The organism is Streptococcus sp. KHUD_018 (assembly GCF_054861215.1).
The window spans coordinates 224,547-242,063 of the sequence record NZ_CM142176.1 but is presented as its reverse complement, the minus strand read 5'-3'; the positions used below and the strand labels follow the sequence as shown (position 1 = coordinate 242,063).

General features: G+C 41.1%; 20 protein-coding genes and 1 pseudogene. 1 reads left to right on the top strand and 20 read right to left on the bottom strand.

What is annotated here, in order from left to right; genetic code table 11:
* The first annotated feature begins 11 nt into the window (after positions 1-11).
* Positions 12-887 (top strand): RluA family pseudouridine synthase, encoded by an 876-nt coding sequence (locus ACVBD2_RS01385; RefSeq protein WP_461685910.1) that lies wholly within the window; start codon positions 12-14, stop codon positions 885-887.
* A gap of 67 nt (positions 888-954) precedes the next feature.
* Here the strand turns inward: ACVBD2_RS01385 and gap are convergent, their stop codons facing one another.
* The 20 genes and pseudogenes from gap to comGC form a co-directional block, all read right to left on the bottom strand.
* Positions 955-1,965 carry a type I glyceraldehyde-3-phosphate dehydrogenase gene (gene gap / locus ACVBD2_RS01380; protein ID WP_084946770.1) on the bottom strand — a complete coding sequence of 337 codons (1,011 nt, stop codon included), beginning with the start codon at positions 1,963-1,965 and terminating at the stop codon, positions 955-957.
* 293 nt (positions 1,966-2,258) lie between these two features.
* Positions 2,259-4,910, bottom strand: a complete 2,652-nt coding sequence (gene adhE / locus ACVBD2_RS01375; protein WP_461685909.1) for a bifunctional acetaldehyde-CoA/alcohol dehydrogenase — start codon at positions 4,908-4,910, stop codon at positions 2,259-2,261.
* A 295-nt stretch (positions 4,911-5,205) separates the two neighbouring features.
* On the bottom strand, positions 5,206-5,619 hold the full coding sequence (locus ACVBD2_RS01370) for an MORN repeat-containing protein (protein ID WP_084975641.1): 414 nt from the start codon (positions 5,617-5,619) through the stop codon (positions 5,206-5,208).
* Positions 5,606-6,049: a low molecular weight protein-tyrosine-phosphatase gene (locus ACVBD2_RS01365; RefSeq protein WP_009014113.1), complete on the bottom strand. Its 444-nt coding sequence runs from the start codon at positions 6,047-6,049 to the stop codon at positions 5,606-5,608. Before ACVBD2_RS01365 ends, ACVBD2_RS01370 begins: the two co-directional genes overlap by 14 nt.
* 48 nt (positions 6,050-6,097) lie before the next feature.
* Positions 6,098-6,418 (bottom strand): preprotein translocase subunit YajC, encoded by a 321-nt coding sequence (gene yajC / locus ACVBD2_RS01360; RefSeq protein WP_461685908.1) that lies wholly within the window; start codon positions 6,416-6,418, stop codon positions 6,098-6,100.
* A gap of 273 nt (positions 6,419-6,691) precedes the next feature.
* Positions 6,692-6,892: a hypothetical protein gene (locus ACVBD2_RS01355; RefSeq protein ID WP_461685907.1), complete on the bottom strand. Its 201-nt coding sequence runs from the start codon at positions 6,890-6,892 to the stop codon at positions 6,692-6,694.
* A gap of 11 nt (positions 6,893-6,903) precedes the next feature.
* Complete coding sequence (locus ACVBD2_RS01350; RefSeq protein ID WP_461685906.1) at positions 6,904-7,527, bottom strand: hypothetical protein; 624 nt, start codon at positions 7,525-7,527, stop codon at positions 6,904-6,906.
* A 220-nt stretch (positions 7,528-7,747) separates the two neighbouring features.
* Entirely contained in the window at positions 7,748-9,724 is a 1,977-nt protein-coding gene (gene tkt, locus ACVBD2_RS01345) for a transketolase (RefSeq protein WP_461685905.1), read from the bottom strand.
* Positions 9,725-9,842: 118 nt separating this feature from the next.
* Positions 9,843-10,466, bottom strand: coding sequence for an HI_0552 family protein (locus ACVBD2_RS01340; RefSeq protein ID WP_461685904.1), 624 nt, complete (start codon positions 10,464-10,466; stop codon positions 9,843-9,845).
* A 50-nt stretch (positions 10,467-10,516) separates the two neighbouring features.
* Positions 10,517-11,506: an RNA-binding cell elongation regulator Jag/EloR gene (gene jag, locus ACVBD2_RS01335; RefSeq protein WP_461685903.1), complete on the bottom strand. Its 990-nt coding sequence runs from the start codon at positions 11,504-11,506 to the stop codon at positions 10,517-10,519.
* A gap of 17 nt (positions 11,507-11,523) precedes the next feature.
* Positions 11,524-12,337: pseudogene (locus tag ACVBD2_RS01330) on the bottom strand (YidC/Oxa1 family membrane protein insertase).
* Positions 12,312-12,683, bottom strand: coding sequence for a ribonuclease P protein component (rnpA, locus tag ACVBD2_RS01325; protein WP_461685902.1), 372 nt, complete (start codon positions 12,681-12,683; stop codon positions 12,312-12,314). The pseudogene ACVBD2_RS01330 and the gene rnpA overlap by 26 nt, the downstream one beginning before the upstream one ends.
* A 159-nt stretch (positions 12,684-12,842) precedes the next feature.
* Positions 12,843-14,033: an acetate kinase gene (locus ACVBD2_RS01320; protein ID WP_223329158.1), complete on the bottom strand. Its 1,191-nt coding sequence runs from the start codon at positions 14,031-14,033 to the stop codon at positions 12,843-12,845.
* A 49-nt stretch (positions 14,034-14,082) separates the two neighbouring features.
* Entirely contained in the window at positions 14,083-15,036 is a 954-nt protein-coding gene (locus ACVBD2_RS01315) for a class I SAM-dependent methyltransferase (protein ID WP_268709581.1), read from the bottom strand.
* 57 nt (positions 15,037-15,093) lie between these two features.
* Positions 15,094-15,684, bottom strand: coding sequence for a class I SAM-dependent methyltransferase (locus ACVBD2_RS01310; protein ID WP_461685901.1), 591 nt, complete (start codon positions 15,682-15,684; stop codon positions 15,094-15,096).
* Between the two features lie 32 nt (positions 15,685-15,716).
* A complete protein-coding gene (comGG, locus tag ACVBD2_RS01305) occupies positions 15,717-16,130 on the bottom strand; it encodes a competence type IV pilus minor pilin ComGG (RefSeq protein ID WP_268709579.1) in 414 nt (137 codons plus the stop codon).
* Positions 16,108-16,569, bottom strand: a complete 462-nt coding sequence (gene comGF, locus ACVBD2_RS01300) for a competence type IV pilus minor pilin ComGF (protein WP_268709578.1) — start codon at positions 16,567-16,569, stop codon at positions 16,108-16,110. The genes comGG and comGF overlap by 23 nt, the downstream gene beginning before the upstream one ends.
* On the bottom strand, positions 16,532-16,834 hold the full coding sequence (gene comGE / locus ACVBD2_RS01295) for a competence type IV pilus minor pilin ComGE (protein WP_268709577.1): 303 nt from the start codon (positions 16,832-16,834) through the stop codon (positions 16,532-16,534). Before comGE ends, comGF begins: the two co-directional genes overlap by 38 nt.
* The gene (gene comGD / locus ACVBD2_RS01290) at positions 16,797-17,231 is read right to left on the bottom strand and encodes a competence type IV pilus minor pilin ComGD (RefSeq protein ID WP_461685900.1); all 435 of its coding nucleotides are present in this window, start codon (positions 17,229-17,231) and stop codon (positions 16,797-16,799) included. The genes comGE and comGD overlap by 38 nt, the downstream gene beginning before the upstream one ends.
* Positions 17,194-17,517, bottom strand: a complete 324-nt coding sequence (gene comGC, locus ACVBD2_RS01285) for a competence type IV pilus major pilin ComGC (protein ID WP_125849371.1) — start codon at positions 17,515-17,517, stop codon at positions 17,194-17,196. Before comGC ends, comGD begins: the two co-directional genes overlap by 38 nt.

Genomic DNA, 17,517 nt, shown 5'->3' with positions numbered 1-17,517 from the left:
ACAATATCTGTATGCAATTCACATTTACATTACCCGAATCCTTGCCTCAAATGACAGTCAAACAATTCCTAGAGGAACAACTCCTCATTCCTAGAAAGATTCGCCATTTTCTAAGAACCAAGAAGAATATCTTAATCAATCAAAAACAAGTTCACTGGAACGAGATGGTCAAACCAGGTGACGTTTGCCAGTTGACTTTTGACGAGGAAGATTATCCCAAAAAGGAAATCCTTTGGGGCAATCCAGACCTCGTTGAGGAAGTTTATCAAGACCAACATCTCATTATCGTCAACAAACCTGAGGGTATGAAAACCCACGGAAATCAACCAGATGAAATTGCCCTTCTCAACCATGTCTCTGCCTACGTCGGCCAAACCTGCTATGTCGTTCATCGCCTAGATATGGAAACAAGCGGTTTAGTTCTTTTTGCCAAAAATCCTTTTATCCTTCCTATTCTCAATCGTTTATTGGAGAAAAAGGAAATCGCTCGTGAGTACTGGGCACTCGCAGAGGGGCAAGTTAGGAATAAAGAACTGGTCTTCCGAGATAAGATCGGACGTGATCGTCATGATCGCAGAAAACGAGTAGTGGACGCCAAAAATGGGCAACAGGCCGAAACGCATATCAGTCGATTAAAGCAATTTCCAAACAAGACTTCTCTGGTTCGTTGCAAACTAAAGACCGGTCGAACGCATCAGATCCGTGTTCACCTTTCTCATTATAGGCACCCTATCCTAGGCGACCCTCTCTATAATACTCAATCAAAAACGAGCAGGCTCATGCTTCACGCTTTTCGCCTTTCCTTTACCCACCCACTCACCTTAGAAAAGTTGAGCTTTACTGCCCTCTCGGATACATTTGAAAAAGAATTAAAAAAGAATGGATGACACTAGCATCCATTTTTCCATATAGAAAAAGCAAGACCAGAAGGCCTTGCTTTTATTGACTCAAGAATTATTTAGCGATTTTTGCAAAGTATTCAAGAGTACGTACAAGTTGTGCAGTGTATGACATTTCGTTGTCGTACCATGATACAACTTTAACCAATTGTTTACCGTCAACGTCAAGAACTTTAGTTTGAGTTGCGTCAAACAATGAACCGTAAGACATACCTACGATATCTGAAGATACGATTGGGTCTTCAGTGTATCCGTATGATTCGTTTGAAGCTGCTTTCATAGCTGCGTTCACTTCATCAACAGTAACGTTCTTTTCAAGAACTGCTACCAATTCAGTAACTGATCCAGTTGGAGTTGGAACACGTTGTGCAGATCCGTCAAGTTTACCGTTCAATTCTGGGATTACAAGACCGATAGCTTTAGCAGCACCAGTTGAGTTAGGAACGATGTTTGCTGCACCAGCGCGAGCACGACGAAGGTCACCACCACGGTGTGGTCCGTCAAGGATCATTTGGTCACCAGTGTAAGCGTGGATAGTAGTCATCAATCCTTCTACAACACCGAAGTTGTCTTGAAGAGCTTTAGCCATTGGAGCCAAGCAGTTTGTAGTACATGAAGCACCTGAGATAACTGTTTCAGTACCGTCAAGAACGTCGTGGTTAGTGTTGAATACAACTGTTTTAACGTCGTTTCCACCAGGAGCAGTGATAACAACTTTTTTAGCTCCGCCAGCGTGCAAGTGTTTTTCAGCCGCTGCTTTCTTAGCAAAGAAACCAGTTGCTTCAAGAACGATTTCTACACCGTCAGTAGCCCAGTCGATTTGTTCTGGATCACGTTCAGCAGAAACACGGATGAATTTACCGTTAACTTCAAATCCACCTTCTTTAACTTCTACAGTACCGTCGAAACGACCTTGAGTTGTGTCGTATTTCAACAAGTGTGCAAGCATAACTGGATCTGTAAGGTCGTTGATGCGAGTAACTTCAACACCTTCTACGTTTTGGATACGGCGGAAAGCAAGACGACCGATACGTCCGAAACCGTTAATACCAACTTTAACTACCATTAGTGATTTCCTCCTTATGAAAATCCTGAAAATTTTATTGTGAAAAGAGTAACTTGAATCACTACAAATCACCTTTCAACATTATTATTATATAACTATTTAAGTAGAATTGCAAGTACGGGCGTTGTTTTTCTCTCTTGCTTTTCTACTTTTCAATCCCCTTCATTCACCCAAGCTTTTATTTCTAGGACCTTCTACCCTATCCGCATAATCTTCTCATAGTTCAACTCTAACTTCAGAAATAGGACTATGAAAAGAGACAGGATAACTCCTGCCTCTAGGCTGATAAACGATTATTTACGACGTCCTGGACGTTCTGCATAACCATAGTAAGCATCTGCCATGATTTCTTCCATGTCAGCTACCATTGGCAAGCGTGGATTTGCAGGTGAACATTGGTCTTCATAAGCAAGCAAGGCGATTTCATGCAAGCTGTCTTTCCAAACTTTTTCATCGATTCCTTGGTCTTTGAAGTTCATCTTGATACCTACTGCAACACCCAGTTCATAAACAGCTTTAGCGTATGCTTCAACCGCTTCTTCTGGAGTTGAGTGAGGCAATCCAAGCATTTTCGCGATGTCTTGGAATTTTTCATCAGCTTTCCAGTAGTTGTACTTAGGCCATGTAGTTGTCTTAGATGGGCGAGTACCGTTGTAACGGATAACGTATGGAAGCAAGATTGCATTTGTACGTCCGTGAACAGTATGGTGAACTCCACCGATCTTGTGGGCCATTGAGTGGCTCATACCAAGGAAGGCATTAGCAAAGGCCATACCAGCCATTGTAGATGCATTATGCATTTTTTCACGTGCTTCTGGGTCAGCTGTCTTAACAGATTTTTCCAACCATTCAAAGACAAGTTTGATAGTTTGAAGTGCGATACCGTCTGTGTAGTCGTTAGCGAAGTTTGAAGTGTAGGCTTCAGTAGCGTGAGTCAAGACGTCCATACCTGTATCCGCAGCGATGAAGTCTGGAACGGATTCAACCAAAGCAGGGTCAACAATGGCAATAGTTGGTGTCAATGAGTAGTCAGCCAATGGGTATTTGCGGTTGTTTTTCTTATCAGAGATAACGGCAAATGGTGTCACTTCTGAACCTGTACCTGAAGTTGTTGGAATACCGATGTATTTCGCTTTCTTACCAAGTGATGGGAAGCGGAAGGCACGTTTACGGATGTCCATGAATTTTTGAACCAAGTCACGGAAGTCAATTTCTGGTTGTTCGTAGAAGAGCCACATCACTTTAGCCGCGTCCATTGGAGAACCTCCACCAAGAGCGATGATTGTATCTGGTTCAAATGCTTTCATCACTTCAGCACCACGTTCTACAGTTGTGATGTCTGGATCTGGTTCAACATCTGAGAAGACTTGGATCGTTACACGGTTGTTACGTGCGTTCAATTGATCAATAACACGTTGAACAAAGCCAAGTTTTTCGATAGATTTGTCTGTAACGATCATAACGCGTTCAATATCTTCACAAGTTTGAAGGTATTGGATAGAATTGCGTTCGAAGTAAATTTTTGAAGGAACTTTAAACCATTGCATATTATTTCTACGTTTCCCTACTTTCTTGATGTTTAGAAGGTTAATAGCGCTCACGTTATCACCAACTGAGTTGCGTCCGTATGAACCACATCCAAGTGTCAATGATGGGATGAAGGCATTGTATACGTCACCGATACCACCGAAAGTAGATGGAGAGTTCCAGATAATACGCATTGCTTTGATTTCTGTACCAAAGCGTTTAGCAAGAGCTTCGTCTTTTGTATGGATAGCTGCTGAGTGACCAAGTCCGTTAAACTCAACCATTTGACGTGCTTTTGTAAGGCCGTCTTCTGTATCCTCAGCTTTCAATACAGCGATTACTGGTGACAATTTTTCACGAGTCAATGGTTCTTTTGGTCCTACTTCTGCACATTCTGCAGCCAAGATGTTTGTTCCTTCTGGAACGCTGAATCCTGCTTGTTCTGCAATCCATGCTGCTGGTTTACCAACGATGTTTGCATTTAGTTTAGCGCCTGCACAGTTTTTGCTGTTTGCTTTCACGCCAAAACAGAATTCTTCAAGAAGTGCTTTTTCTTTTTTGTTTACAAAGTAAGTGTGGTATGATTTGAATTCTTCTACAAATTCGTCATAGACTTCTTTATCAATGATAACCGCTTGCTCTGATGCACAGACCATACCATTGTCAAATGATTTAGACATGACGATATCATGAGCAGCTTGACGGAGGTCAGCAGATTTTTCTACATAAGCAGGAACGTTTCCGGCACCTACCCCAAGAGCTGGTTTCCCACATGAGTAAGCCGCCTTAACCATAGCATTACCACCAGTTGCAAGGATAGTTGCAACACCTTCGTGGTTCATAAGCGCTCCAGTTGCTTCCATAGATGGTTGAGTAATCCATTGAACACAGTTTTCAGGTGCTCCAGCTGCGATAGCTGCATCACGAACGATTTGTGCTGCGTGAGCAGAAGATTCTTGAGCTGATGGGTGGAAAGCAAACACGATTGGATTACGTGTTTTCAAAGCAATTAAGGATTTGAAAATCGCTGTTGAAGTTGGGTTCGTTGTAGGAGTGACACCACAGATTACCCCAACAGGTTCTGCAATTTTAGTCAATCCTGTAACTGGATCATCTTCGATAACTCCAACTGTTTTAACTCCACGCATATTGTTCACTACGTGTTCACAGGCAAATAGGTTTTTTGTTGCCTTGTCTTCAAATACACCACGACCAGTTTCTTCAACTGCATGTTGTGCAAGGATACCGTGTGCGTCAAGTGCTGCAACTGAAGCTTTCGCTACGATGTAGTCAACTTGTTCTTGGTTCAACTTGCGCATTTCATCAAGTGCAACCAAGGCTTTTTTCACGAGGCCGTCGACATGCTTTTCAGCAGCAAGTTGTTTTTCCTCTGGTGTTATTGTTTTTTTATCAGCCATATTATCCTCCATAGCCTTTAAGGATTTTATCCTTTGTTAATTTTTTCACAAGTTTATTATAACTCTTTTTTCAGACTTTGTAAACAGTTTCATGTTGGTTTCACAAAGAAATTTTATTCATTTGTGAAAATTTTCTCAATATTGCGGTGCTACGGGATTTTGCTCTATCGATTGTGAAATTGTGATAAAAATTTTTTTATTTCACAAAGTTTTTCTGATTGATCGTTATTTATCGAATTCAAACAAAGAAAGCGTTTTCTTTCTAGTTTTGAAAAATAGTCTCCTCAACTAGAGACTACTGTTTTTGTTGAAAAACGCCTTGTTTAAAGCTTCCTTCATAGACAACCTCTTGCTCGGTAGTCAATTTTCCTTGACCTTCGGCCTGGCCATTTACAAAATCACCTTCGTATTTCCACCCAGCTTTTGATTGGAAAGTCCCTTTTCCATTAAAGGCCCCATTGTTGAACTCACCTGTGTATTGATCACCATTTTCAAAGGTCAGGGTTCCTTGACCATTCATCTTTCCTCTTACCACGGTTCCATCATAAACAAGTGCACCATTATCAAGTGTCAGAACACCCTGTTTAGGTGTGTTTAATAGAAAAACTGACACGGCACAGATAGCGATTAGAAAGACTGTTGCAATCTCTATACGCGGGCGAGTTAGATAAACTCGATATTTTTCAAAGATTTCTTTAAACTTTTCCATTGTCACTCTCATTTTCTAATCGATCTAGCCAGCTTTGACATCCACTTGTGATACGAGCATAGGTTTCCTCAAAATCTCCTGTATACCAAGGATCTGGAACACTTTCAGATGCAAAAGAGTAGATTTTATGCTGGAATTCCTGAGGACACATTTGACGCAAATCAGAAACATTTGAAGCATCCATACCGATAATATAATCAAACGACTCAAAGTCTTCTCTGCCAATTTGAAGCGATGTTTTGTCTTTGTCATAAGGAATCTGATACTGCTGGAAAATCCCTTGCGTTCCCTTATGAATCGGATTACCATGTTCCCAAGACGAAGTTGCACGACTCTCGACTTGGTAATTGCTCGTCATGGATTTCATCACAAACTCTGCCATAGGGCTGCGACAGATATTTCCTAAGCACACAAATACTATTTTTTTCATCCCTTTTCCTCTCATATCATAGAAAAACGGGAGTGATAGGATCCCGTTTTATTCTTCGATTGCTCCGCTTTCGTCGATAACTGCTCCCTCTGGTGTCACAGCTTCTTTTAGTGGCAACACTGTCTTGATGGCAGCTAATTCAAAAGTCAAATAAACACCATCTACGTCTAGTACGATTGTTCGTTTCTCAGTATCTACTTCATCAACGGTACCATAAAGTCCACCAATCGTAATAACTTCGTACCCTTTTTGAAGCTTGTTCAAACTTTCCATACGCTTTTGAGCTTGTTTCTTTTGAGAACGTTGCATAAAGAACATCAAGCCCATCATTGCTACTAACATGATTAAAAAAGTAATATTTGGATTCATTGTTTTCTCCTTTGTCTTTTACATAGGACTACTATATCAAATTTCAGCTACTTTTACAAGGTTGTGCCTTCTTTTTATGCCAATTAAAAACTTTGTATGTGACACTCATGATGTTCAAAAACAATTAGAATCCCACATCCCTCCTTCACCAAAATTCTTTTCATTGTTTATGGTATAATAAATATGGTAATAGTGCAACGATTATTGTATGCTATCGCATTGCAGATAAAAAACGGCAAAGCAGAAACTGCCTCACCGTTCTCGGGTAACATCTTATTTCTTTTTCAAATATTTAGAAAGTTCATTTATTACCCACACAAAAATAGCTATCCATTGAGCAATAGAAAAAAAGATAAAAAACATGGAAAACAATGCATCTGTGGGTAAAGTTGATACACTAAGATTTCTACACAATATTAAAGAGATAAATGGAACTAAAATGGCCCATGTCATCTGTAAAATCATTTTTTTCATTTTTTGTCTTTCTAATAATACCTATCTCCATGATAGTACAAAGATCTCTTGTAACTTGAGGTTCGAGAAATTTGTATGTTTACACTACCTGTTTGACCAATACCAATACTTCCACCTGTGGAAACAGTAGTTTGAGTGTTGCTATATAGCCCTCCGCTAAGCGTATAGTGAATACGGTTGGCATTTGGCAATGCGTATTGGAAATTGCCACTAAATACTAAATCGCCTGCATAGTATCCAGCATAAATGATTCTTTTTATTCCTCTAAACCAACCACTTTTACTTACTTCGCAATAAAAATAGACTTTCCCTGCATATCCAGGGACATAACCATATAATGTGTCATCTTGAAAAGAGCTTGCCAAACGTACGTAAGAAACACTATCTACTCCAGCAGTATTAACCGATCTCATCCTGCTGCTAGGAAATAACAATCGAGATGCCTCTTCAAAGCTTACTCCAGTATTTTTTACATAATCATTTATTATGTCATTTTTACTCACTTCAGTTGAAGAAGAGTCATTTAAAGAAATAGCGTAGTTTTTTTGTTCGTCGGCTTGAACAGTGCCATGAAAATGAATACTTATAACAAATAAACTAACGAGAAAAAGTATAGCAATATTTAAACGTTTCATAATCATTACCTCCTCATTACGAAAGCAAATATAGAACACTACAACCGATAATTTCGACTTTAAACCTCCTTTCAAATTATCTTCGCTTATATTTTACTACAAAACATTGTTAAAATCAAATAAAATGAATACGCTTTCTTTGTTTCGATTTTTAGCTGAGATTCCTACAATTAGTATCATCGGTCATAAAAAATCAGAGTTTTCACTCTGATTTCTGCGATTATTTCAAATTTTGAACTACTTTGACTAGATTTTCAACAGTAAATCCATACTCTGCCAATACTTTTGGTGCTGGGGCAGAAGCTCCGAAGGTATCAATACCGAGAACTGCACCATCTAGACCGACATATTTGTACCAGTTTTGAGTTGCTCCCATTTCGACTGCAACACGATGGCGAACTGCATTTGGAAGGATTTCTTCCTTATAAGCTGTGTCTTGTGCGTCAAAGACATCTGTAGATGGCATGCTGACTACACGGACTTTTGCACCTTGGCTAGCCAATTCTTTGGCAGCTGCGACAGCCAAATTCACCTCTGAACCTGTTGCAATCAAAATCGTATCAAAGTCTGCTGCATTTTCATAGACGACATAGGCACCTTTAGCAACCTTATCGAAGTCTGTTCCCTCTTCGACAGTCAAGTTTTGACGTGTCAAGACAAGGGCAGTTGGTGTTTTTTCGCTTGTCACGGCAAGGTACCAAGCCGCTTGAGTTTCACGCGCATCTGCTGGGCGGAAAACATTCAGATTTGGCAAAGCACGGAGACCTGCTAAGTGTTCAACTGGTTCGTGCGTTGGACCATCTTCACCAACTGCGATTGAATCGTGAGTAAAGACATAAGTCACAGGAAGTCCTTGCAAGGCTGACAAGCGGACAGCAGCTTTCACATAGTCAGAGAAGACAAAGAAAGTACCACCATATACACGAAGTCCACCGTGAAGGGCCATCCCGTTCAAGATCGTTCCCATTGCAAATTCACGAACACCAAACTGAATGTTGCGGTTCAAGCGATTAGCGTCGTCTTGAAGTCCGTCCGTTTTGATATAAGTCATGTTTGAGTGAGCAAGGTCAGCTGATCCACCTAAGAAAGTTGGCAATTTAGCAGCGACAACGTTCAAAGCATCTTGACTTGAATTACGAGTTGCTTGAGAGAAACCATTTTCTAATGCTGGGAAGTCTGCTGGAGTCACCTCAACTGGGTCACGGCCGTCGATGATGGCTTCGACTTCTGCAGCCAGTTCTGGATGAGCCTCTTTATAGTCAGCAACTAATTTTGTCCAAGCTTGATAAGCTGATGCACCACGGTCTGCAACATTTTCTTTGAAATCAGCATAAACTTGCTCTGGGATTTCAAATGGTTCATAATCCCAACCGAGCGCTTGGCGAGTTGCGGCAGTTTCATCTGCTCCAAGAGGAGCACCGTGTACAGCATTAGTTCCTTGTTTGTTTGGAGAACCGTATCCAATAACAGTCTTCACTTCAATCAAAGATGGTTTTCCTGAAGCTTTAGCTGTTTCGATAGCAGCATGAATAGCCTCAAGGTCTGTTCCATCTTCAACCAAGGCTGTGTGCCAACCGTAGGCATTGTAACGGTCACGAACACTTTCAGTAAAGGAATCCTTTGTTTCACCATCCAAGTTGATGTCATTTGAATCATAAAGGACAACCAACTTGTCGAGTTTTTGCAAACCTGCGTATGAAGCTGCCTCGCTTGAAACACCTTCCATCAAATCTCCGTCGCCACAGATCACATAAGTATAGTGGTCAAAGATATTGAAGCCTTCGCGGTTATATTTGGCTGCTAAGAAACGTTCTGCTTGGGCAAAACCAGTAGCAGTAGAAATCCCTTGACCTAGAGGACCAGTTGTAGCGTCAACCCCTGCTGTATGACCAAATTCTGGGTGACCTGGCGTTTTGGAACCCCATTGGCGGAAGTTCTTGACTTCATCCATGCTAACATCTTCAAAACCAGAAAGGTGAAGAAGGGCATAGAGAAGCATAGAGCCGTGTCCTGCTGAAAGAATAAAACGGTCGCGGTTGATCCAGTTTGGTTGAGCTGGATTGATACGAAGTTGCTTTGTAAAGAGGCTATAGGCCATTGGAGCAGCCCCCATAACCACCCCTGGGTGACCTGAGTTTGCTTTGTTGATGGCGTCAATACCTAGAAAACGAATTGCATTAACAGATAGATTTGACATAGAATTTCCTTTCTCTTTGAGGTGATTAATAAATCACACATCCTATTTTACTATTATATGAAAAAATGCATAGAATAGCAATAAAACAATTTGCGTTCATCTAACACATTTGATTTGTCTATCCCCTCGTCACTTCATAGTACGGAAGCAAGCGCGCATAAGCGTCTTCTAGCTTCTCCAATATCGCTTCTACTGACTGATTTTCAATGAAGGAAACATCTGCCTTAACCAAAACTTTACGGACTTCCTGACTTCTCACCTTCTCGCGTAAAGTACGACGATTCTCTTCTGTAGCTTCTACCTTTTGACTCTGGTCGTCGGTATATGCTAGATAATACATTCCTTCTACCGGTGGAATATCTAAAACCTTGGCTTGTTTGCCCAGAGTCTGCTCATCTTTCTTGCGCTCGATGAAACTGACTTCCAAAGAAATCCCAAAGTCAGCAGGTGTTCCATACAAACGAAGGGCCATCATAGGTTCTGTCACTTGTCCGTCTCTCTGAAGATAGGCCCAGAAATGCGGCCGCAAGCGTTGCGCTTGGTTCATCCACTGACTAGTCTGTTGCAGTTGCCATTCTGGATGACTTGCTTGAAAGTTTTTGGCCAATTCTGTGAAATCCTTTCGGGCCTCTTGACCTTTTTGCCGCAAGTCCAACATCTTTTCTCTTTCATCGCCAGCTTTATCAGGATTACGGTACTGGATTTCTGCGTAAGATAGATAGTTTCTGATTGTTTCCATCATCTGTTTCTTCTCCCTTTTCTAACAAAAAATCAGGACAAGCCTGATTTTGTTTATTCCGTATCTACGACAACATAGCGATTTGGCTCATCACCCTCAGAATAACTCGTCACGCCATCCATGCGTGAAATAATGCGATGGATAATCTTGCGTTCGCTATTTGACATTGGATCTGTTTGTTGGCTACGTCCTTCTTCTAAAACGCGAGTCGCCAATTTTTGAGCGTAGGTTTGCAAGACTTCTGCACGGTGTTCAACGTAATCATTGACGTTGATTGTGATATAGAAAGTTCTTGAATAGCGATTGTAGAGGTAGTTTTGCGCCAAAAGTTGAAGGGCCTTCAATACTTTCCCGTGATAGCCGATAATGCGACCAGGCTCATTGGTATCGATTTGAAGATTAATCGTGCGACGATTGTAGTCGCTTGAAATTGTACCTTCAACATCCATATCGTCCACAATGGTTTGAACATAGTTAGCCACTTGAGTTGCTACTTGTTCGATGTCATAACTCGGCTCCACCTTCAAACCTAGATCTTCCAAAGACTGGCTTTCTACCGATTCTGACATAGATACAAATTCTTCACACTCTGCTGGGGCTTCCACTCCAGCATCTCCTGTCTGCAATTCATTTAAAATCGCGATGTGACCTGTTTCTTCTAAGATCGTGCTAGCATGTTTCTCATTTTTCAAGATCTCAGCCTTGATTTCATCAGAAACACCCTGACCTTCCTCTTCTATTTTTTTAATCGCCTCAACAACATGACCAAGATCAACTGTAGCCTCTGTTACTGTCTTAACAGGTTCGTTTTGTTCATTGATTTCTTTTGGAACACCTTTTACAGCTTGTTGATTGGCCTTAATCACAGTCGTCTCACTAATCGCCTCAATATCAACTTGAGCTGGTTTTTTCCCAAATAAGCCTAAAAAACCTTTCTTCTCTTTGGACACGACCTTGATGTGAGTCTTCATTCTCGGAATACCTAACTCTTTCAATCCTTTCTGGATTGCTTCTTCAACAGTTGAACCTGTAAATAATACCATTATCAGATTCCTCCTTATTATTTCGTTTTCTGAGCCTTTTTCTTGGCTTTTCTTTTTCTATTTTCCAAATCTTTTTTAGCTTGTACTTCCGCCTCACGCGCTGCAATAATCTTAAAAGGATTATTTAAGAAGTAGGTTTGCAAAACTTGATAAGCATTGGATACTGCCCAGTACAAGGCTACGCCACTAGGTGAAGAGATGGCAAAGATAAAGATCAGTACAGGCATCCCGTACATCATCCCTGTCATAGCTCCACTTCTTTCAGGTAAAGCCTTATTCGATAACCAACTACTTAAGAAGGTAAAGACTGCCGCCAAAATCGGAAGGATAAAGCTTGTGTCTACTCCCCCAAGGTTCACCCACAAAAAATGCCCTGTTTTCAAAACAGTCTACTCGAGTCAAGGCTTGGAAGAGAGCCAAGAGAACCGGCATTTGAATCAAAATCGGCCAGAGAGAAGAAGAGTGTTTGACCCCTAATTCTTTATAGACCTTCCGCATCTCCTGATCCAGCTTGGTTCTACTTTCCATATCACGACCTGGATATTGTTCTTGCAGAGCCTTGATGCGTGGTTGAGCCTCTTGCATTTTTCTAGAGGCCACCATCTGAGTCTGAAAGACTGGCAATAGAATCGTACGAATCAGGATCGTAAAGAGGATAATCCCCACTCCAATACTAACGTCAAAGGACAAGAAGCGGATGATTTCAGCAAAAAAATAGACAAATTTACTCCATATATCTGTAGAATCTGCTGCAACATCGCTCGTCCCACAGGCTGTCATGACAAATAAGGACAAGCCCAGCAAACTAGTCAACTGTAGTTTCTTGTTCACTCCTAATTCCTTCCCGGTAAATCTTTGATAACTTTAATACGTGGAGTAGATTTTTCTCCATTTCCGCATAATCCAAGCCTTCAACCCCTTTTCGAGCAATTACGACAAAATCAACGTTATCAGCTAACTGCTCCCTTACACTTAGCAAAATGTGTCGAATCCGTCTTTTGATTTGATTTCTAGTAACTGCATTCCCCAGTTTTTTACTGACAGACAGCCCTACTCGAAAATGGTTTTGCTGTTTTTCCAATTGATAGACAACGAATTTGCGGTTGGCAAAACTTGTTCCATCCGTGAAAATCGCTTTAAAATCTTTCTCTCTTTTTACACGAAAGCTTTTCTTCAAAACTCAACTCCATCTATTAAATTACTACTATTATACCATAAATTTCAAAAAAGCCAATAATGACAAGGTTTTACACTGTTTCAACAACAAAAAGTTGGGAAAATTTATCTCCCAACTCCTTTTTATTGTATCTTACCTTGTAATTTTATTCAGTTCTTCTTACTTTTTCAAGCGTTCAACGTCACGAGCGATGACCAATTCTTCATCTGTCGGGATGACTAAGACACGAACTTTAGCAGCATCAGTCGAAATATCTCCTGTAGCGCCAAAGACATTCTTTTCAGGATCCACATCACAGCCAAACCAAGAAATACCTTCAATAACCATCTGACGAATCGTTACAGAATTTTCTCCAATTCCGGCTGTAAAGATAATGGCATCTGCACCGTTCAAAACTGCCAAATACTGACCAATATACTTTTGGATACGATCCACAAAAATCTCATTTGCCAGTTGCGCTTTCTCATCACCCGCATGCATAGCTTCGTGAATATCACGCATATCGCTTGATCTCTCAGAAACACCCAAAAGTCCTGACTCACGATTGAGAATTCGACTGATATCCTCTGGTGTATTAAAGTCATCTGTATGTTGCATTAAATAGGGGATGATAGCCGGATCAATATCACCTGTACGAGTCCCCATCATAATACCACCAAGTGGAGTAAAGCCCATAGATGTATCAACAGACTGACCGCCTTTGACAGCTGTAATAGAACCACCATTTCCAATATGACAAGTAATCAATTTCAACTCTTCTAGGGGGCGACCTAAAATTTTAGCTGCTTCTCCTGCTACAAACTGATGACTTGTCCCGTGGGCTCCATACTTACGAACTTTATTTTCAGTGTAGTATTTGTTTGGAAGAGGGTAGCGATAGGCTTTCTCTGGCATGGTTGTGTGGAATGATGTATCAAAAACAACAACGCTGGTAATATCTGGAAGCAATTCCTTAAATGCGCGAATTCCAGCTGCGTTGGCTGGGTTGTGAAGAGGAGCTAAAAGTCCCAACTCTTCAACCTTTTCTAACACATCTCCCTCTACCAAGGTTGACTCTTTGAAATATTCACCACCAGCCACAACACGGTGCCCAACACCAGTTATTTCATCATAACCTTTGATGATGTCAAAACGAATCAGATCATCTAATAAAATTTTAACGGCTTGTGTGTGATCGTCAATATCAAGAATTTGTTTTTCAGAACGGCCGTCGAATTTTACAGTTGAAATAGAGTCCTTCAAACCGATGCGTTCAATCAAGCCTTTCGCCAATACTATTTCTTCTGGCATTTGGTAAAGTTGCCATTTCAAACTCGAGCTTCCTGCATTGATTGCAATTGTTTTAGTCATAAGATGATACCCCTTTTAAGCGTTTTCAACTATTATAACAAATTCTTGCTTAATTTTCAGTACCTTTGCTCCATTTTTGAAAATTTTCTTTGAATTTCATTAGTGCAGCTGGATCTTGCAGACTGGTCAAAGGATAGACAAATGGTTGCAGTTCCTGTTCAGTTTTTTTCTGTAAAACAAAAATACTTTTAGCTTGGCTTGCGGTTGAGAAAATATCCTCTGGCAGAGTAATGATGGCAGCAAGACTCACTTCGTCTTTGAGCCAACCTTTTAACAAATCACTTTGGGAGCTGGTCAACAAATCACTCGGAGCTAGAAAAATAGCATAGCCATCTGACTTGAGATACTTGAGGCCTTGCTCCATGAGCAAATGGTGGGCATAGGTGTGTTCTTGATTAGAAGCCACTTGATAGCGTGAAGCGATTGCATCGTCTGGGTAATAGCCGACAGGCAAGTCGCTGATGACCACGTCGCTTTCTTTAAGCATTTGCGGACGAACGGCGTCTCCTTGGACAAAACCAGCCTGCAAACCAATCACATCTGCCATACTAGCCGCCAAATCAATCAGCAAGTCATCCACTTCAATTCCCAAATAATCCACTTTTTTAGCAAGAGAAGTCAAGAAGGTAGCGCCCAGAATCCCCATGCCAGAACCTATTTCGAGGATGCTAATTTCCTCTTTATGAAGCAACTCTTCCACAATAAGTACCAAGAGGAGGGCAATGGCATCCGGCGTAAACTGGTGATTGGCCTGCAAAGGCTCAGTTTGGCCTGCCTTCATCAAGAGAAACTGGTAGGTCTTGAGCCACTCTTCCTTGCGAAGCGCTAAGCGTTTAAGGGCTTGATTGTTCTCTTTGACCTGTTCTAGCTCAGTCTCGCCATCCAGGTAGATGCTGTTTTGCTCTACCAAGGCATCATAAAAGTTGGTCACCAAATCACTTTGGATGACTTGGACATTCTCTAATAAATACGTATAAGCTTGTTCAATTTTTTCAAAATCCATGTTCCTATTTTATCAAATTTCCCCTATTTTTTCCATCTGAAGAAAAAAATCACTGCTTTAGTCAGCGAGTGATTTTTGGGCTACAGTTAAAAAGAGCTCTGCGTAGTTTCCTAGGAAAAGACCTTCAGCACTATAAAGAATCTGACTGCCAATGCTCGAAAAACCAAACTGGGCGAGCTTGTTTTCCAGTTCAGTCAGCTCAAAGCCGTGGTGGTTGGTATCTGTCTTGACAAAATCGGTAATGAGAACTTGTCCATTCTCCCTAAGGTGATGGTAGAACATGGCAAGAGTCGCATCTAGATCAGGCATATGATGAAGAACTCGACTGACTACAATCAGGTCAAATTGTTGCTCCAAGGGATTTGCCAGTAAATCTTGCTCCAAAAACTGGATATTCTTGATGTATTGCTGATTTGCTTTCAAACGGGCTTGCTCCAGCATTTTCTCCGAAATGTCCACAAGGGTAACCGACCTGGCCTGCTTGGCTAGAGGCAAGGCTAATAGGCCTGTCCCACCACCGAAATCCAGTATTTCCTTGTCTGATAGAAGAGCAATCTGTTTTTCAACTGCTTGACAAACCAAGTTTGCAAGAAAGATGTTTTTGGGCGAATCAAAAGTTTCTGCTTTGTGATTAAAATCATGTTTCATGCTTTTAGTTTAGCACAAAGAAGTTGAATTGACTAAGATTTGTCTTTCTTTTCAGGCTTTTCTTCTGATTTTTTCTTCCCTGCTTGATTGCTTGAATCAGTCGCTACCTCTTCCTTTTTAGCTGTTTTCTTTTCTTGATTTTTCATCGGAGGAAAGAGAAATTCATAGTTGCTCTTACTCATACGAACACTTGTTGCAAAACCTGTTTTCGTATTTTGATAAGTGACTTTTCCTAGGTTAAAGACTCGTTCCCCATTTTCTTGCTCAGCCTTATCTTTACTTCGCTTGGTCATGGCAAAAGCGACCAACTTTTCTTTATTTAAGGCAAAGTCTTTGTGATGGGCGACTTGCCGGTTCAAATAAAACTGCAACAAAAGGCTAAAAATGGCTGCCATGGTGACTGCATATAGGAGAACGCCTGCCTTAACTTTTTGATTTTTCCACACGATAGATGAACTCCCTTTCTAAGCCTTTTTGAAATTGAAAACGAAAGCGAACCAGTTGATTTTCCTCTGTGATTTGTGCTGATTTCAATCCATAAACCATAGGTTGGTAGCCTCGTCCACTGGCATCGGTTTTTCGAAAATCGTCCGATTTGAACCTACCTATAGAGATATCCTTACCATCCTGTTTCATGTAGATGCGATTGCCTTCCACCTTTTCAAACTGCGAACGCTCTAACTCTGCCTCCAGTTGATCCACAAACAAGAGCCACTCCTTTTGCTCTCTTTGCTGCTGGTAACGAATTTCTGAAATGAGGAGCTGACTCATAGCTTGAAAGAGGAGCAAGCCTCCGCTAATGACGATAAGGGCAATCAGAGATTCTAGAAGAGTGAACGCCTTAACCTTACTGCTCTTTAAGGTCGAGCAACTTCTCTGAACCATGGTAGACCTCCACTCCTTTTTCACTAGCAAACACCTGGATCTCCACTCCATTTACCTTCACTTGATTTTGACCTGTTTGCAGAGCCATCTTAGCTACATGCAAGACTTCTTCCTTTTGCAAGATTTCTGCCTCTTCTTGTCTATTTTTCTGAATTTGTCTCAAAAGAAGGGTCGCAATACTTGCAAACACAGCCAAAGCTACTACTGCTTCTAGTAAGATTACTGCCTTAATTTTTTGTTTCCTTAGTGCGTTTAATTTTTCCATTTCCTAGATATAATTGATAGCGAATCGCTCCTTTGTTAGTCTGAAATTCAACCTTAGCCAGAGACGAATTGCCCCCAGCTCGGTCAAAATGAATCGTTTGTCCAGATGGTGCCTGAATTCCTTTAGGAACGGTCAACTTTTGACTGCCATTGCTAATTGTCTGTCCGTCTAAGTTCAGACTGGTCTTTTGCTGACTCGCAACACTGCGTTTTTGGGTTTCGCGATATAGTTCTTCAAACTCCATAAAGAAAATCTGCTCCTCTACCGCCGCAAAAGTGGACTGGACAGAACCAGACAAGCCTAAACCAAGGATACTCACAAGTCCCAAAACTAAGAGACTTTCCAGCATAGTAAAGGCCTTAATCTGCAACAGTTTGACTTGTTTTTTGTTTTGCATGGTATTCTTTATAAGCCTTGGCTTGCTCAGCTGTGATACGGCCGTCCGCCTGTAATTTACTTAGACTCGCATCTTCATTCTTGTCCAGACTATAGAGTTCTGCCTGACTTTCCACCACCTTAACAACAGCAGCTTTTCCTTTGTCATCAACAGCATCCTTTTGCTTGGTCAAATTAGGCACAAAGAGCAAGAGGAGAACGCTGATGATTAAAAGGACCACCAACATTTCCACGAGAGTAAAGGCTTTCGCCTTGGCTTTTTTTAAATTTGTCATGAGTTTTTTCAT

Coding starts and splice junctions, on each gene's coding strand:
- ACVBD2_RS01340 (WP_461685904.1), bottom strand. CDS start 10,466: ATGATGGAAACAATCAGAAACTATCTATCTTACGCAGAAATCCAGTAC.
- yajC (WP_461685908.1), bottom strand. CDS start 6,418: ATGAATCCAAATATTACTTTTTTAATCATGTTAGTAGCAATGATGGGC.
- gap (WP_084946770.1), bottom strand. CDS start 1,965: ATGGTAGTTAAAGTTGGTATTAACGGTTTCGGACGTATCGGTCGTCTT.
- ACVBD2_RS01310 (WP_461685901.1), bottom strand. CDS start 15,684: ATGAAACATGATTTTAATCACAAAGCAGAAACTTTTGATTCGCCCAAA.
- ACVBD2_RS01315 (WP_268709581.1), bottom strand. CDS start 15,036: ATGGATTTTGAAAAAATTGAACAAGCTTATACGTATTTATTAGAGAAT.
- ACVBD2_RS01320 (WP_223329158.1), bottom strand. CDS start 14,033: ATGACTAAAACAATTGCAATCAATGCAGGAAGCTCGAGTTTGAAATGG.
- tkt (WP_461685905.1), bottom strand. CDS start 9,724: ATGTCAAATCTATCTGTTAATGCAATTCGTTTTCTAGGTATTGACGCC.
- ACVBD2_RS01385 (WP_461685910.1), top strand. CDS start 12: ATGCAATTCACATTTACATTACCCGAATCCTTGCCTCAAATGACAGTC.
- ACVBD2_RS01370 (WP_084975641.1), bottom strand. CDS start 5,619: ATGGAAAAGTTTAAAGAAATCTTTGAAAAATATCGAGTTTATCTAACT.
- comGC (WP_125849371.1), bottom strand. CDS start 17,517: ATGAAAAAACTCATGACAAATTTAAAAAAAGCCAAGGCGAAAGCCTTT.
- adhE (WP_461685909.1), bottom strand. CDS start 4,910: ATGGCTGATAAAAAAACAATAACACCAGAGGAAAAACAACTTGCTGCT.
- jag (WP_461685903.1), bottom strand. CDS start 11,506: ATGGTATTATTTACAGGTTCAACTGTTGAAGAAGCAATCCAGAAAGGA.
- comGF (WP_268709578.1), bottom strand. CDS start 16,569: ATGGTTCAGAGAAGTTGCTCGACCTTAAAGAGCAGTAAGGTTAAGGCG.
- ACVBD2_RS01365 (WP_009014113.1), bottom strand. CDS start 6,049: ATGAAAAAAATAGTATTTGTGTGCTTAGGAAATATCTGTCGCAGCCCT.
- comGD (WP_461685900.1), bottom strand. CDS start 17,231: ATGCAAAACAAAAAACAAGTCAAACTGTTGCAGATTAAGGCCTTTACT.
- comGE (WP_268709577.1), bottom strand. CDS start 16,834: ATGGAAAAATTAAACGCACTAAGGAAACAAAAAATTAAGGCAGTAATC.
- ACVBD2_RS01355 (WP_461685907.1), bottom strand. CDS start 6,892: ATGAAAAAAATGATTTTACAGATGACATGGGCCATTTTAGTTCCATTT.
- ACVBD2_RS01350 (WP_461685906.1), bottom strand. CDS start 7,527: ATGAAACGTTTAAATATTGCTATACTTTTTCTCGTTAGTTTATTTGTT.